The 17,491-nt window shown below is 24.7% G+C and carries 10 protein-coding genes; 4 read left to right on the forward strand and 6 right to left on the reverse strand.

Going from position 1 to position 17,491, the window contains the following annotated elements:
* Positions 1-3: 3 nt before the first annotated feature.
* From mgtE to metK, 5 genes are all read right to left on the reverse strand, one after another.
* Positions 4-1,476, reverse strand: a complete 1,473-nt coding sequence (gene mgtE, locus GE118_RS01830; RefSeq protein WP_158763753.1) for a magnesium transporter — start codon at positions 1,474-1,476, stop codon at positions 4-6.
* A 1-nt stretch (position 1,477) separates the two neighbouring features.
* Positions 1,478-2,062: a DNA integrity scanning protein DisA nucleotide-binding domain protein gene (locus GE118_RS01835; protein ID WP_158763754.1), complete on the reverse strand. Its 585-nt coding sequence runs from the start codon at positions 2,060-2,062 to the stop codon at positions 1,478-1,480.
* Entirely contained in the window at positions 2,062-2,298 is a 237-nt protein-coding gene (locus GE118_RS01840) for a hypothetical protein (protein ID WP_158763755.1), read from the reverse strand. Before GE118_RS01840 ends, GE118_RS01835 begins: the two co-directional genes overlap by 1 nt.
* Positions 2,299-2,369: 71 nt before the next feature.
* A complete protein-coding gene (locus tag GE118_RS01845; RefSeq protein WP_158763756.1) occupies positions 2,370-2,786 on the reverse strand; it encodes an NUDIX domain-containing protein in 417 nt (138 codons plus the stop codon).
* 36 nt (positions 2,787-2,822) lie between these two features.
* On the reverse strand, positions 2,823-3,965 hold the full coding sequence (metK, locus tag GE118_RS01850) for a methionine adenosyltransferase (protein ID WP_158763757.1): 1,143 nt from the start codon (positions 3,963-3,965) through the stop codon (positions 2,823-2,825).
* Between the two features lie 677 nt (positions 3,966-4,642).
* On the opposite strand from metK, the gene efp reads away from it, so the two are divergent.
* Genes efp through GE118_RS01870 form a run of 4 tightly spaced genes read left to right on the forward strand, consistent with a single transcriptional unit; the run spans position 4,643 to position 6,881 of the window.
* Positions 4,643-5,206 carry an elongation factor P gene (efp, locus tag GE118_RS01855; RefSeq protein WP_158763758.1) on the forward strand — a complete coding sequence of 188 codons (564 nt, stop codon included), beginning with the start codon at positions 4,643-4,645 and terminating at the stop codon, positions 5,204-5,206.
* 2 nt (positions 5,207-5,208) lie between these two features.
* On the forward strand, positions 5,209-5,514 hold the full coding sequence (locus GE118_RS01860; protein WP_158763759.1) for an MMB_0454 family protein: 306 nt from the start codon (positions 5,209-5,211) through the stop codon (positions 5,512-5,514).
* 2 nt (positions 5,515-5,516) lie between these two features.
* Positions 5,517-5,837: a hypothetical protein gene (locus GE118_RS01865; RefSeq protein ID WP_158763760.1), complete on the forward strand. Its 321-nt coding sequence runs from the start codon at positions 5,517-5,519 to the stop codon at positions 5,835-5,837.
* 3 nt (positions 5,838-5,840) lie between these two features.
* Positions 5,841-6,881, forward strand: coding sequence for an MAGa3780 family membrane protein (locus GE118_RS01870; protein ID WP_158763761.1), 1,041 nt, complete (start codon positions 5,841-5,843; stop codon positions 6,879-6,881).
* A 19-nt stretch (positions 6,882-6,900) separates the two neighbouring features.
* Here the strand turns inward: GE118_RS01870 and GE118_RS01875 are convergent, their stop codons facing one another.
* Positions 6,901-17,382 carry an FIVAR domain-containing protein gene (locus tag GE118_RS01875; protein ID WP_158763762.1) on the reverse strand — a complete coding sequence of 3,494 codons (10,482 nt, stop codon included), beginning with the start codon at positions 17,380-17,382 and terminating at the stop codon, positions 6,901-6,903.
* Between the last annotated feature and the right edge of the window lie 109 nt (positions 17,383-17,491).

The raw sequence follows: 17,491 nt of genomic DNA on the forward strand, positions 1-17,491 counted from the left end.
CCTTTATAATCATCCTACTGAATGAGCTAGTTGTAATACACCAATATTTAAACCAAAGAATATCAAAGTTGAAATAGCATCACTTAAAGTGGTTAAAATTGGAGCAGACATAACTGCAGGATCTTTTTTGAATTTAATTGCTGCTAAAGGGATTACTGTTCCTAAAAATTTAGCAAAGACAACTACAATAAATAATGAAATAGAACTAGCAATAATAACAAATGATAATTCTTTTCAAGGAATTATTTTAGGTATCGCTCCTGAAGTGTCAGTTCTAAAGTATGGAATAGCAAAATATAAATATAATCTTATAACATTGATTAAAAACATTATAAATCCAATAATAGAACCTACAGATACTTCTTTTCAAATAACTTTTTTAATGTCTTTTTTATCAATTTCACCTAAAGCTGCAGCTCTAGTTACTGTGGTAGAACTTTGACTACCAGCATTACCTGCAGACCCTGAAATAATTGGAATTAATGAAACAATAATTGCACTAGAAATAGTAATACCAATTTCATCAATTACTGAGTTACTTAAATCAGTAAATTGTTGAATGATAAATTGGCTCATTGTTGCTGAAATCATTAAAATAATTAATCATAAAACTCTACTTTTTACAATTGATAAAACTGTTGTTTTTAAATAATTATCTTCAGCAGCTTCAGGGTTAATCCCTGCCATTTTATACATATCTTCAGTTGCTTCTTCTTGAATAACATCAATAACATCATCTGAAGTTATCATCCCAATTAAATGATTATCCTTATTAACTACAGGTAAAGTAGAACGGTCTTGATCTGAGAACACTTGAGCAGCAAGTTCTTTATCATCAAATGGATGCACACTAACTACAACACTAAATAAGTTTTCTACTACTTCATTTTCATTTGAAAAGACCAATTCCTCTAAAGTAATATCTCCTAGCAACACATCATTTTGATCTACCACATAGAAATTATGTACAATTTCTTTATTTTTATTATAATCAGCACGAATTTTACTAATTGCTTTTTTAGCAGTTCAATGAGATTTAATAACTGATAAGTCAACACTCATAATGCTTCCAACTTGTTCATCGTTGTAAGCTAAAATACTGTTAATCTTATCACGCTTTTCTTGTGAAGTTTGTTCTAGAATTTTTCTAGTGATATTTGCAGGAAGTTCTTCTAAAACATCTGCAAGCTCATCAGTTTGAAGTTCATCTAAAATTTTAATTCCTGAATCTTCGCTAAATGCTATAGCTAATTTTGTTTTAGTATCATCTTCTAAATAAGAAAAAACCTCAGCAGCTTCATCAGCTCTTAATACTCTAAAAATATAAATTTGTTCATAAACATCTAAAGCTTCAATAGCTTCAGCAAAATCTGCATATGTATATTCTTCTTCAAGTTCTCTAACAGCTTTAACGCTTTTTTGGGCAACTAATTGTTTTAATTGTAATGTTAAATCTTCAATTTTAATTTCTTGCATCTTATTGTTCTTTTAAGTATTTAATAAGTTGTTCTTGGAATTCTTCAATTTTAACATTGAAAATTCCAGTACCTTTAATGATTTTAACACTACCATTTTCTTCAGAAACCACAATTGTAGTTGCATCACATTGCTCAGAAATACCCATAGCAGCTCTATGTCTAGAACCATAATTATTTTCAACACTTTTTCTAGTTATCTTATAAAAAGTAGCTGCATAGTAAATTTTGTTATCTCTAATTACAACTGCTCCATCATGTAAAGGAGAGTTTTTATTAAAAATTGAAATTAATAAAGCTGATGAAATGTTAGCATTCAAAATAACTCCATCAGTACGTAAGTTATCAATATTATCACTATTTTCAATAGTGATTAATGCACCGATGTTGTTTTTTGATAAATATTCAACACTTTCACGTAATTGATTAATTAAACGAATTTGACTACTTTTACCGAGTTTGTCGTATTTTGATTTTTTAAATTTAAATTTAATTAAGTTGTTTAAATATGATCCTAGATTAACAGATAAAATTACAATAGCTAAGACTAAAATTAAACAACATAATACAATAACAGCAGTTAGCATTAAGCGTTAGCACCTATAAAATAAGCAATTAAAATCAATGATACAACAACTAACAAGGAAATAATAGCACCCATTACATTGCTAAAAATATCTTTTTTATATCAAGGTAATAAAGCTTGTTGTGCCTTATATTCTTGTTTTTGGTTTAATGATTTCTCTTTTAAAATTGCGTGTTCAATTTCTTGCTTACGAAACTCAATTAAATCCACTTTAATTTTTTGGTTTTCATTTGCCATTATCCCTCCTTTTAATATATGTAATTCATTACATATATTTTAGTTTTTTTTATCTTAAATCCAAACAATATCTATGATATTGTGCATTTTTTAAAATCAATTCAAGCATTTTTTAGTATTTGTTTGCTTGTTTTAAAAGTTAAGACATTAATCGCTCTAGAAATTGGATAATATCTTAATTTTAAAAGTTCACTTTCTTGCTTTCTTGGTTGTTTTTTACCATAATCATAAGCTAAAAAATATTTAACATTTTTATTATTACCATTAGCTAATTGGTAATTTGATTCATAACTATAATCAAATAATTTCACTTCAGTTAATGATGTTTCTTCAAAGATTTCTCTTTTAGCTGTATCATAATCTGTTTCATTATCTTCCATATGACCTTTAGGAAATCCTCAATTACCATTAATTTGTTTGATTAATAAAACTTTATAACCTGATTTAAATTTTTTAAAAATAACTGCTCCACGTGAGTATTCTTGCATAATTTTCCTTTAATAAAAAACTTTTAAGACTATAGCTTAAAAGTTTTTTGTATATTTTTGAGCCAATGCTTTAATTTCGCTTACTTTAGATAATGATTCTCAAGGTAGATTTAAATCATCTCTACCAAAATGACCATAATAAGCAGTTTTTTCATAAATTGGTTTTCTTAAATCTAATGATTCAATAATACCTTTTGGTGTTAAATCAAATACTTCATTAATGATTTGTTCAATAATGTTTTTGTCAATGGTTTCAGTATCAAATGTTTCAACCATGATTGATACAGGTTGAGCAACACCTATAGAATAAGCAATTTGAACTTCTAATCTTTTAGCTAATTTTGCAGCAACTATGTTTTTAGCAATTCATCTTGCAGCATAAGCAGCTGAACGATCAACTTTAGTTGCGTCTTTACCACTAAAAGCTCCTCCACCATGTCTTGCAGCTCCACCATAGGTATCTACAATAATTTTTCTTCCAGTTAAACCAGTATCTCCAATAGGACCACCAATAACAAATTTACCTGTTGGATTAATTAAAATATTTGATGGTAAATCTAAATGATATTTAGCTAATACTGGAGTAATGATTTTATCTTTAATGTAACTTTTAAATAATGTTTCATCATACTTTTCTGAATGTTGAATACTAATTAAAATAGTATCAACTTTAACATTATTTGAATCAGTATAATCTAAAGTTACTTGACTTTTCATATCAGATTTAGCATATTTAAATTCATTATTTTGTCTTAAATGCTCAGCTTGTTTTACTAAAGAATGAGCTAAAGTAATAGCTAAAGGCATATATTCAGGTGTTTCATCAGTGGCATAACCAAACATAATACCTTGATCACCTGCTCCAATTTCTTCACCTTGTTCTACACCTTGAGCAATATCTGGACTTTGTTTTTTAATATCAACTAAAAAACTAGTTTTTGGTGTGTAGTACCCTAATTCTTTTAATATGTTAATTGCTATTTCTACTACATTAACTTCAACAATAGAGTTAACTTCTCCAGCAATAATAACATTATGACCACTAGCTAATACTTCTACAGCTACTTTAGCATATGGGTCTAAACGTAGGTATTCATCTAAGATAGCATCAGATAATTGATCACATAATTTATCTGGATGACCTCTACCTACTGATTCACTTGTAAATAATTTTTTCATAATTCTCCTTGTTGCTTTTTGCTTTTTAAAGGAGTGTCGGATATTTTGCATGTTAGTTAACACCCTGACTTTCCACCTTGCACGATTGTGTAGGTTGGCAATGGTTATAGCTGTCAAGCTACCATACTCTTTATGCAATAAAGCCTTTTTATTATAGTAAAAAACTTCAAAAATAAAAGCACTTTTTATTGTTAAAAAGTGCTTGTTTTAATTAGTTAAATTATTAAATTAATATATATTAAATAACTTATTTTAAAATAAAAAAAGCCCAATAGAGCTTCCACTTACCGCTCCCGAATTTACAAATCGGTTAATCGCTATGATGAGTACGGTGTAGTGATTTTTCAATTAGTTTCTAACTGCTTAATTATTATAACAAAAACAATAAATTTTATTTATGTTAAAACTTTAAAAGTTAATCATTTATGAATAAAGATGTTGATTAATTAATCATTTTAAAATATCATTATATAGCTTTAATATTATTTATAATATAAGAGACTTTTGGTATATTATTAAGTAATAACAGTGATATATAACAAAATATAAGCAAAATAAAATCAAAAATATTATGATTTTATTAAATAAAAATAGGTTAATATTGATTTATTCTATATAATAAAATATATTTTATTATATTTATAGTCATAAATTTAGCAATATTTAAAGGAGAAATAATGATTAATGTAAATGAATTCAAACCAGGAATTACATTCCAAGATAATGGTGATATTTTTGTTGTGCTTGAAGCCCAACACTCAAAACAAGGTAGAGGACAAGCTAACGTTAAAGCTAAAGTTAAAAACTTAAGAACAGGTTCTACAACTATTAAATCATATACAGGTGGAGATAAAGTTAAAAAAGCTCACATCGATAAAAGAAGAATGAACTATTTATACAATGATGGAGAAAATATTGTATTAATGGATAATGAAACATATGAACAAGTAGAAATCCCAGTTTCATTAGTAGAATGAGAACTAAACTTCTTAAAAGAAGGAAATGAAGTTTTAATTAGAAAATTTGAAGAAGAAGTTTTAGATGTTGAATTGCCTGCAAGTGTTGATTTAGTAGTTACTGTAGCTCCAGATGCAGTAAAAGGAAACACAACAACTAACCCTCAAAAGAAAATTGAGGTTGAAACAGGTTATGAATTAGAAACACCTATGTTCATTAAAGAAGGAGATGTTATTTCTATTTCTACTGAAACAGGAAAATACGTAGGAAAAGCAAATAAATAAAAATGAATTGATTAAATGTTTCATTTGATTCAAATCAAAATTATGTTGTTTTAGAACAAGCAGTAAATAACGCATTAGATATAGCTTTAAAAAATTACAATATGGTTAGAGTTGTATCAAATAAAGTATATTTTGATGAAAATCATTCAAATGTTCAAATTATTACTCAAATTAAAATCAAAAATAAATATCAAGATAAATGCTTTAATCTTATTAAAGAATTATCTCAAGAATTAGAAGAAGCAATTAAGAGATTAATTGATAAAAAACCTGATAATGTTGAAATTGTACTTAAAGGTTTTTATTAAAAATGGCTAAACAAAATCAAAATATTGATACTTCAACATTTAGAATAATATTTATTGATAGTGTAAAAAAAGAATTAAATAGAAATTTTTGATTTTTAATATTATCAAGCAAAGCAAAACAAGATTATCGTTTGAAATTAAATAATTTATTAATTGAATTAGAAAGCAATAAAATAAAAAATAGTAATTTAGTAAAAAATAAACAGACATTTGATAAAGCTAAAGTTGATTTTTTACTTAGTGGATTAAAGTGATATTTCATTATTTTTGGAATTTTAATCCTTGTTGGTTTATCTATTATTATTTTATTTACCAGAAAATAGATCATGAAAAAAAATAAGAAGTTACTTTTTTGGAATAATTTTAAAGAAATATCTACCTCAAGTAAAATAACCTTCATCTTTGGGGTTATTTTAATATCACTTTATGTTTCAATCACTATAGTAGAATGATACTATCAGTCTTGAAGAACTTTTAATGCATTTAATGTAATAAAAGGCGATATAGATAAAACTTTAACCAACAAGATGGATCAAAATGTGGTTTATCCTAGTGGAGTTAGGTTATTATGAGGTGGTTCTACTTATTGATTTACTTTTATGTGTAATGTTTTTATGGGTGTAATGTTATTAGTTTATCCATTACACAAAAAATCTAAAAAAATTCAAAAGTTTTATTTTGCTTCTATTGTTTATATTTTAATTGTAGTATCTGCTTATTGAACTGGAATAATGATAGTTCCTAGCACTTTTACAGAATTAGTTTTTGATCAAAAAATTAAATCAATTATAATGCATGTTATTGCACCTGTAATTGGAGTAAGTACTATTTTTTGAGAAAGAAAGAGTATTAAAATTTCAAATAAAGATATTTGAATGTATGCTATTTTCCCAAGTTCTTATATGATTTTTATCATTATTAACTATGTGATGTCATATAAATTTATTAAATTTGGTGGTACAGAATTAGATAGAGGAATTGTTATTTATGAACTTGTTAGTTTCAAATATCCTTTAGGATATAAAGGTGAAATTACTTTTATTATAGTAGTTTTAGATTTAATAATGATTAGTTTATCAATATTAACAGCTCCAATTTATGGATTTTTAATGCGTAAATTACTAAGAATTTTAAAACCGCATCAAAGATCATTACCAAAACTGGTATTTAATGCTAATAAAACTAAACCTAAAGAAGATGATTCTAAGAAATTTAAGCTTTTAGATTTACCATTTAACGATACTCAAGAAATTGATTTCCAAAAAGAAATGGAAAGCAAAAACACTACTGAAGAATATCGTAAAATCAATAAGAAGTTACTTAAACAATTTATTAATAGCAAATCAAATAATAATAAAAAAATGTAGTAATTTAATTACTACATTTTTATTTTTTCTTTTTGTGTTTAAAGATTCATAGACCAATTAAGAAGAATAATGAACTAGCAAGTGCTATAGGAGCAAAATATCAATAAGATTTAGCGGTTTTTTGATCACCCTTAACATCATTTATAGCTTTATTTAACATATCAATAGCATTATTAATATCTGTATTATTGCTTGAAAGACCTTTGTTGGTCTTACCTAAGATTTTATTTTGTTTAATAAAGCTAATTGCTTTAGTTAATTTATCTTGCTTATCTTTAGAAACTTTAGCAAATAAATTACTATTAGCTAAGTCATTTGCTTGTTTAAATTTATTAATCAATGTACCATGATGATCATTTAAAGTATCAGTATTATCTTTAAATTTATTTAAACTTGATTGACTATTGAATGATTTAGCTTTATTAGCTAAATCATTAATTAATTCTGGTTCAAGATTTTCTAAGTTATTAATGTGATTAATAGTTTGATCAATTAAATCTTTGATAGATTTAATTGCTTTATTAGCTTTAGTTAATTGTTCTTTAACTTTGTTATTTAATGTGTCTATTTGATCTCTAGCTTGATCTGGTTGATTATTTAAAATATTAACCGCTTGATTTATAGCATCAGTAATATCTTTAATAATAGGATCTTTAATTTCGTTTGGTAAGAAATTAAAGTCATTATTGCTAATTAAATTATTTTTATCAGTATTAGCTTTAGCTATAGCATCTTCTAGCTTAATTTTATCTACTAAATTATTAATATCATCTTTGGCTTTGATGTAATCAGTTGCTTCAGGATCAATAATTGAATTTAAATTAGTATCAATTTGATCTAATGATTGATTAAATTTATCTTTTAAATCACTGGATAAATTAGAATTATCAATAATTAATTTTGAATTTTGTTTAGTATCTAAATATTGTGTTTTAGCTATAGCGTCTTTAGTTTGATTGATTTTGTTATCTAATTGATTAATCAAGTTTGAAATATCAGCTATTTTTGCATTTGGATCATTGATTAAATTATCAATTTGATTAATTAAATCATTAATATCATTAGATAAATTACTTTTATCTAATGAATTAACTGATGAATTATTTAAATCATTTAAAACCGCTTTAGCTTGATCAATAATTACTTTAGCTTTAGTATTAACAATCTCTTTAACTAATTGTTTTGTAGTTTCTTCTACTAATTTAGTATTAGATTTATCAATATTATTAGCTTGATTAATGAGATCTTTGATCTTATTAATTTGATTTGGATATTTATTACTATATTTAGATACTAAATCATTAGCATCAATGATAGCTTTGTCCAATTTAGCATTAGCTAAATCATTAAGTAATTTATTATTGTTATCAAAGATATCTGTTGAATTGTTAATATTTGAAGCATCAGTAGCATTATTAATTGCTTGATTTAAATTATCAACTATAGGTTGATATTTATTATCATCTTTAATTGAATTAATATAATCTTTAACTTTTTTAATAGTTTGATCAATTACAGCATCATTAATAGCTTTATCAACTTTTTCTTTAGCATCTATATAATCTTTTTCACTAGGTTTGGTTTTATTATTTAATTCTTTTTCAATTTGATCAACCTCATTATTTAAAGTGTCTTTAATCAAAGGATCTAAAGATGATTCATCTTTAGATAAATCTTTAGCAATATTAATACTATTATCATATTCAGCTTTTTTAATTTCTTTTCTTGCATCCTTATTTGCTTGAATTAAATCATTAGTTGTATTAACAATATCATTAGAATTATTATTTGCTAAAGCTTCATTAGTTTTATTAATTAAGTTATTTAACTTATTTGTAAGCTGATTTTTTAGATTATTATCTAATGAAGAATAATTAATATTATTAATAATTTCTGTTGCATCTTTAATTACTGCTTTAGCTTTAATTTCTATAAGAGCTTTATTAAGCTCTTTAGTAGCTTCAATTACATCATTGATATTATTTGGATCAATATTATTATTGTTTTGAATACTGTTGTTTAATTGATCTATTAGATCCTGATTTTTTGTAGGATCTTTAGTTAATTTATCTAATAAATCATTAGCATCGATCATAGTTTTATCAAACTTAGCTTTAGCTATTTCATTAATTAACTTATTGTTATCTTGAATGATTTCGCTAGCTGATTTAATATCGTTATCAATTAAACTATTTGTAATTGCATTATTTAAATTATCTAAAATATCTTTATATTTATCATCATTAATTCCATTAATTAATTTCTTAGCATCAACAATAGTTTTATTTAATTTAGCATTAGCAATAGCTTTTTCTAAATTATTAATAGCTTCTTTTTGTTTATTTTTAAGGTCTAAACTAATAGGATCAGTAATTTGATTTGATATTTCTTTTGCATTAGTGATTGCTTTATCTAAAGCATTAACCACTTCTAGATAAGCATTATCATTCATTAATTGATCTTTTAAAGCTTTAGCTTTAATTAGCTCATTGTTTAATTTAGTGTTATCTAAAACATTTTCTAAATCTTTTGCTGCTTGAATAATATCATTTGTTAAATCAGTATTTAACTTATCATTAGCTTTATTTATAGCATTTGAAAGCTTTTGATTAATACCAGAATCTTCAACTGTATTTAGATAGTTTTCTGCTAAATTAATAATATTAGTTAATTGATCTTTTGCATCAGTTAAACTATTTAACCTATTATTTGCATTATTTAATGATTCATTTAACTTATTAATTTCATTATTAATTGATTCTATAGTAGCATTAGCATCATTTAAATGATTTGTTGCATTAGAAGTAGTTGATGGTAAATTACCTTTTAAGTTAGTATCTGTAGCTTTAGTATTGTTATTTAATCAATTATTAGCTTGATTGATTAAATCTTGTAATTGACTTTTAGCTCTAGTTAAAGCTAAATTAGCATTATCTTTTTCAGATTTTGCTACTTGATCACCAATAAGATTATTTCAAGCATCATTTAAGTTATTTTTATAAGTATCTAATTTTGATAAGTAATTATTAAAACTATCAATATTATTAATTAAATCACTATTAGCATTTACAATTGCAGATTTAATATATTGATATAAATCATTCAACTTATCTTTTGCATTAGTAAATGCATTTTTTAATTCTAAAGGACTTAAAAGATAATTATCAGTAGTTTTAGCATCTATATATTTATCTAATGTTGCTTTAACTTCTATATCTCTAGCATTTAATTGATTTAATTTATTAAATGCTAATAATTTATTTTCAAAAGTATGATTTGGATCTTTGATATAGCTATCAAAGATTGAAATTAAACTTGAAGGAACTGCAGTTTTATTGGTAATAGCTTTAGTTAATGCAGCTAAAGCATTAGCTAATTTAGTTGATAATTCATTAACTTTTGCATCAATATTATCTGCAGTATTACCAACTGCTATTAAATTATGAACTTGATTTTTAACGTCATTTAATTCATTGATACTATTAGTTAAAGCTAAATTAGATTGATCATTAATGATGTTATTTAAATCATTGTTATAAGCATTAGTGATCTTATTTAATACTTTAGCAGCATCGATTTTCTTTTGATCAATATTAGTTCATTTATCTAAATCATCTAATTTTTCATTAATCTCTTGAATTTTAACTGCTGTTTGTAAACTAGCTTGGACATTAGCCAATTTCGCTTCCAATTCATTAGCTAAATCATTTAAATTTAATCTTTTAAGCTCTTGAATTACTTTTTTAGCATTAGCAATATATTGATTAGATTTAACTTCAATTAATATTCTATTTAAATCATTAATCGCATTATTTAGCTCATTAACTGTATTAGCAGTATTTTTAGCTGCTTCTGCAGTAGCTATAGCATTAGTTAATTTAACTAAATTATTGTCTTTGATCTTATTAGTATTTTTAATTCCTTTAGCTAAAGTGATTAATTTAGTTAATTCATCTTTAACTAAATTAACTTTAGCATTAGCTTTTAAATTACTTATTGCTTGATTTAAATTATTTTTAGCATCATTAATATCACTAGTATTTAAACCATTGTAATTAGAATTTAAAATTTGATTTACCTTAGCTAATGCATTATCAAATTGATCTTGAGATGCTTTATTAGCATCAATATAGCTTGAAGCAGTTTTGTCAATTAAATCATTAGCTACTTTAGCTAAAGTATTTCTTAAATCACCCATTGTATTATTTAAGATTTTAGCTTTAATTAAAATAGTATTATTAGATGAAGCGTTTGCATTATTAACTGAATTAATTTCACTTAATAATGAAGCATTTTGAACTTCATTTTTTAAAGCAGTTTTTTGACCAATAGTTAAATTAGACAACTGATCAATTTCGCTATTAGTAGTATTTTTTAAACTATTTAAACGATTATTACCATCTAAATTATCTAAAGCAGTTTTTAAATTGATTATTAAGATTGAAATGTTATCTAAATCAATAGATTTACCTTTTAAATGATTAATATCATTAATATTTTCAACTTTAGAAGTATTATTAACTGCATTATAAGCTCGTTTTAAAGCGTTTTTAGTTGATTCTGAAGAGTTAATAAACTCTTTAGAATCAAAATTATTTCCAGCTATAGTATTTAAATTATTTAATACATCAATTAACTTTTTATATTCTTTATTTAAAGTATTTGCTTTAGTTGTTATATGAGCTATTTGATCTTCTTTTGCGTTATTAATTGCTTCTTTTAATTCATCCTTAGCAGAAGTAGCTAAATAATTTAATTGATCAATTTGATCTTTTGCCATAGCTTTAATATTATTTAATCTTGCTTGAATAGCATCTGATTTAGCTTGTTTAATTGCATTATCTAACTCTATTGCTGCTTGCACTTTTGCTAAATCAGTAATATCTGCTTGAGTTTGTTTAGCTTTGGCAGTAGCTATAGCTTGATCTAAAGAGTTTTTAATGTTATTAGAGAAACTAGATTTATATTGATCATTATCATATTCTACATTTGTATTTCATTTATTTAATTCAGCTTCAGCATTCGCTATAGCTTCAGCTAAAGCAGCATCTGCTGCAGCTTTAGTTTTAATAGGTAATTGATTATTAAATGATTCAATTTTAGTTAATTTATCTTTAGTATTAATATTAACTATTAAATTAGTATCTACTGAATCTTTAGAATTAATACTTCCATTAACTATTACTGAAGGATTGGTACTTACAGATATAGCATTAGTAATTTCAGTATCTAATGAATCGTTTTTAGTTAAATCATTATTAAGATCTTTGATTAAATTATTAATTTCAATTGCTTTTTTAAGTTCTTGAATAAATAGATTTTTAGCATTTTCTACATCAGCCAAATTATTTAACTTATTATATTCAGTAGAAAGTTTATTTAATTTAGTTTCTATATTACTTAAATAACCTGAAGCATCAGTAACTACATTATTATTAAATCCGCTATTAGCTGAATTAGCTTTATCATCTAAAGAAATTAAATTCTTAACTGCAGATAATGCTGTTTTATATTCTTCTCCTGAAGAAGATAATTTAATTTTTTCTTCATCATTTTCAGTATAAATAGGAATACTGGTTTTGATTTTACTAAATACTTTATCAATGGTAGTAGCATTACTATAAGCTTTAACTACTAGGGTTAAATTATGATTTGGATCTTGAATATAGTTTTTAAAAGCATTAGACATAGTAGTATCTAAATTAGTTAAAGAATCTATTTCTTTAACTAATTGTGCTCTAGCATCATTTACTTTAGTAGTTAATAAATTAGCTTTTTGATTAATAGTTTGATAAATATCTTTAGTAGTACTTCAATAAATAGCATCTAATTGACTTCTAGCTTCATCTACTAAATTTAAAAGATTTTTTAGGATATTATTGCTTGGAAATTCATTAACTAATGATGAAACTCTATTGTTAATACCATCTCCCATTTTATCTTTAGCTAATTTAGCGTTTAATCTAGCTTCTTGAAGTTGCATTTCTTTAACTAAAACATTATTTTTTATCTCTTTGATTGAATTTGCTGTAGATCCAGCTCTATTAATTTCATCTTTAACTCTATTAATCATTCTTAATAAAGTAGATGATTCTACAGTTAAATTATTAGCATCTAATTTAGTTTTTAAAGCTTGTGCTTCATAAATTTTTACTAAAGCTTGGTTAATTGCATCTTGCTTTCAGTCAGCAATATTAATTACTGATACTAAAGCATTTATATCATTAGTTAAATCATTTGCACTATTAGCATGAGCTATTTTATTAGCTTTTGCAGTATTTACTGATGATTGAAGGTAAGCATTTACATTATTATTGAATTTACCTGTAGCAATTGATTTTTCTACTAAACTAATTATGTGATCCAGTTCATTAATTTTATTACTTAAAATTAAATTACCATCTAATGCATTAATTGCATTAGATATTCTAGTAGCATGAGCTTCTAAATCTAATCTTGCACCATCTAAAGCACCATTTGATGTTATAGTAGTAATATTATTAGTTAAATTTCGTTTAATATTTCCACTATCATCCATATTTGATAATAATGCAGCTTTAGCATTTCTAAGTTCTTGTTTTAAATTAGATGAAGCGTTATTATAGTTATTTCTTTGATTTTGATCTAATACAACATTGGTAATTAAATGATTAGCTTTAGTCATTAAATTAAAAGTTGTGGTTGCTTGAGCATCTATTGCTTGAAGTTTAGCTACATAGTTATTAATATCGCTTACACTATCATTATCATTAATTCGTCTTTTAAAGTTATATTTTTGAATTTCATCAAAGTGAATTAAAGCATCTATTTCAGCTTTTTTATTATTAATAAATACTTCTTTACCATTTAATCCATCAATATAACCTTTTAAACTTTTGACTAAAGGTTCAAAAGTTCTTTTGCCTAAATCTTGATTAATAATAAAATCATTTATTGATCTTAAATCATTGATGTTAGTAGTTAATCAAGAATTAATTCTATTAATAGTATTATTTAACTCAGTTTTAGCAACATTATTAGCTAAAGTATATACAACATCATTTTTTATTGCCATATATCTTGCAATTTGTTCTTTAGCTTCATTTGCAAGTTCATTAATATCACTTAATTCTTGAATTAAATCTCTAGCTCCTTGATTAAAAGTTTTACCGTGTCTAGTTCATATATTATTTTGTCAATGACTTGAAGTTAAATTGTTTTTATATCTATTTTTAAATCCGCTACTAAAGTTATTAAAGCTATCAATTGAAGCTTTTAAGTTAGTTAAAACACTTTCACCATTTAATGCTTGTTTAGCATTAGCTAAACTTCCATAAACCATACTATTATCCATAAAGTTATCAATAGTTTCTTTAGAGGTTTGATTTTTAAAGGTTTTAGGATTATGTTGAATTTTAAGTTTATATTGTCCATTATCTTGTCTTTCAAATAATGGTTTGAATTTTTGGTCTACTAATGTATCAAATTCAGTTTTATATTCAGCATCTGAATATAAATATCTATTACTTCTTCTTATAGTATCATCAGTGTTATCTTGTAAGTATTTAATTGCTTTATATAATGCAACATTATCTCTATTAGTATCAGGATCACCATTAAAATCAATTAAATATCTAATAAGATCTTTAGCTTGATCAAGGGTTTCTTGATTATAAACTTCTTCAATATAAAATGCTTTTAAAGCATCATCAAATAAATCTAATCTCTTTAATTTATCAAAATTAGTTAAATTGGTCAATCCATTTAATGAATTGTATTTAGCATTTAAATCAGTAATATCGCTTTTAAGATGTTCTATTACACTATTAAGATCATTAGGTACAAAACCATTAGCATTATATGCATCATGTTTTAATAATCCATTAGTAAATTTATTAGTTAAATTATTAAATGCTTGATCAAAAGCATCTTTATTTTCTTTTGAAGCAAATTTATATTTTGCTAAGGTTTCTTTGTTGCTGGTATTTCTTATTAAATTACCAATTTCTTTAATTCCTTTTAAAGTTCCATCACCATCTAAAACCTTTTTAGCAGTTTCGCTTAATTTTAAAGCTTCATTAACAATAATTCCAAACGCATTTTGTCTACGTTGTCATTGATCTGTAATAGTTTTATTATAAAATGCTTCAATTGATTTTTTTCTATATTGATTTCTAATATCATTATCAATATAACTTGAATGTAAAGCTAATAAAGCTCCATGAATAGCTTGGTCAAATAATTTATCAACTTTATCAAATGAAGCTTTAATTTTTGTTACATAAGAATCATAATTATCAGTTTTGTATGGAGCTACTATATATCTACCATTATCATTGTTTAATATCGTAGTTTTATCATTAGTGGTATAAATAGCATTTGTATTGAATTTAGTTTTATCTTTTGCTTCAGCAACATAATCTTTAAGTATTTGATTACCTTCATTAACAATAGCTGTAATATCTTCTTGTCTTAATTGAGCAGCGTTAGATTTAATATAGTCATTTAAACTAAATACTTCTTTAAATAAATCATTTCAATCAAACTCATAACCATTAAAAATATGAGGATTATTGCTATCAAAGAAGTTTTTCTTATAAGTATTTTTATCATCTTTAGAAATTGCTATCAACACATTATTTCAATCTAAACTATCTAATTCAGTTACATTAAACCCAATAGAATTACTATCTCCGAAGTTATTTCTAGATATAGTTCATTTTCTAGAGTTATTTGAAATGCTTGAAGGAGCAGTAAAAACAAAGTTTTGTCCTTCTAAAGGATTTAGCATACCAAAACCATAACTTGTATTTAATCAATTTACTCTATCTACATCTCTTGCAGAACTTGCATGAAATGTGATACCTGATTTTTGATATTCATTTAAATTATTATTGCTATTTGCATTATATACATCTTGATTTGGATCTTTTACTCTACCTTGAACTTCAATTAAGCTACCATTATCTTTTTGATAATATTTATAATCTGCAATAGGTAAAGAGAAATTGATTTTAGTACTATTCTTTTTGTAAGAATTAATTTTTACTGGAAGTGGTCTATTGGTTGTGCGTTTATGAACTCAGAAATTACCTACAGCTAAATTACCTCTTTTACCTTGACCTGAAAGCACATTAGCATCAAAAGTTAAATAATTAGTTGCTCCTATATATGATGCATCTTGATTTCTTGAAGCTGAAGAAGGTTTTCAAAAATCTTTCTTTTTGAACTTCATTTCAATATAAATATGAGTACCTGATTGATCTGAGGGTCTAATTTCTCTAGCATTTCAACTAAGTTGTAATGCATTACCAAATGTTGAAGCTAATGAATTTAAATCTCTAATACCAGAAGCTATATTTGCTGCATTACCATAAATATTTTGATAAGAGTGTGATTGACTTAAAAATTGTCCATTAATTCCTGCAGATAGCATTCCTGTATTTAATCCATTGGTGTTAGTATGATTAATATCTTGCTCTAATAATCTTCAATTACCTACTATTTTAGGATAACCAAATGATAAATTAGTTCTTCCAGCATCTCAATATACTGCATCATATAAAGATCTTAAAGTATCATCGCTATTTCCATATCTTCTAAAAATTGGTAATCCACTAGCATTATTTCCAATACCTAAAACAGTATTTTTAGAGTTGAAATTGATTTTATGATGCTTTAAATTAAAAGTAAATTCTTTAGTTCCGATGTTGCTTCTAAAATTATTATCTTGAGCAACTCAAGTTACTTTAATATCTTGAGTTCTTCCTTGAGAATCAGTAGTTACTGGTTCAAAATCATCTGATCAAACGATGTTCATTCTCATTAAGGTGTTTCAAATATCAGGTAAACCACCTATTCAAGCTACGTTTTGAGGATCTTGTAGATTTTGCATACCAAATTCAAATCTATAAGTTTGCTCTTTTGCATCTAATCCACCATCATCAACTCTAACTACTTTAACAAATTGCTCAGCTCCACCTTTTCTTGTTGTTATAGTTCTAAAAAGTGAATCAGGAAACTCATTACTTTTACTTACAATTAAATATTTGTTTTGATTATTAAACTCATTAACTCTATCAACTAATAAACTATTAGTTAAATTAGTTAAATTACCTGAATTAAAATCATTTAAGTATTGAGTTTGAGAATTACTATTATTTAAAACATCAGGTTTATAGTAAGAATAAATACCATTTTCACCATATCTTACATAACGCTTACCATTAGAGTTTTGTAAATTAAATCTTGAATTAAACAATGTTGAATAAGTTGAATTAAAATCATAAAATGTGTTATCTATAGTAAAATAATCACTGTATTTAGCAGTGACATATTTATTAATAGTATCTTGAGTGAAAAAATATTGTTGATTTCTATTGCTTTCTATTCTAGTTGGTAAATGATCTTGATATTTTTGATTATTATTTGAATCTGATGCAGCTACTGAAGTTAATGAAGCAACAAGCGTTGTTGATGCTATTACCATAAATGGTACTTTTGTAATCTTTTTTCTTTTCATATGCTCCTTTTTATATAGTTTTTTAATAATTTCTAAAATTGATAATTGCACAAATTATATATATATATATATATAATCAGGGTGTAATTGAATACTTAGATAAATATCA

Origin of the sequence: Mycoplasma sp. NEAQ87857, assembly GCF_009792315.1 — a bacterium.
Classification (GTDB): Bacteria; Bacillota_I; Bacilli_A; order Mycoplasmatales; family Metamycoplasmataceae; genus Mycoplasmopsis.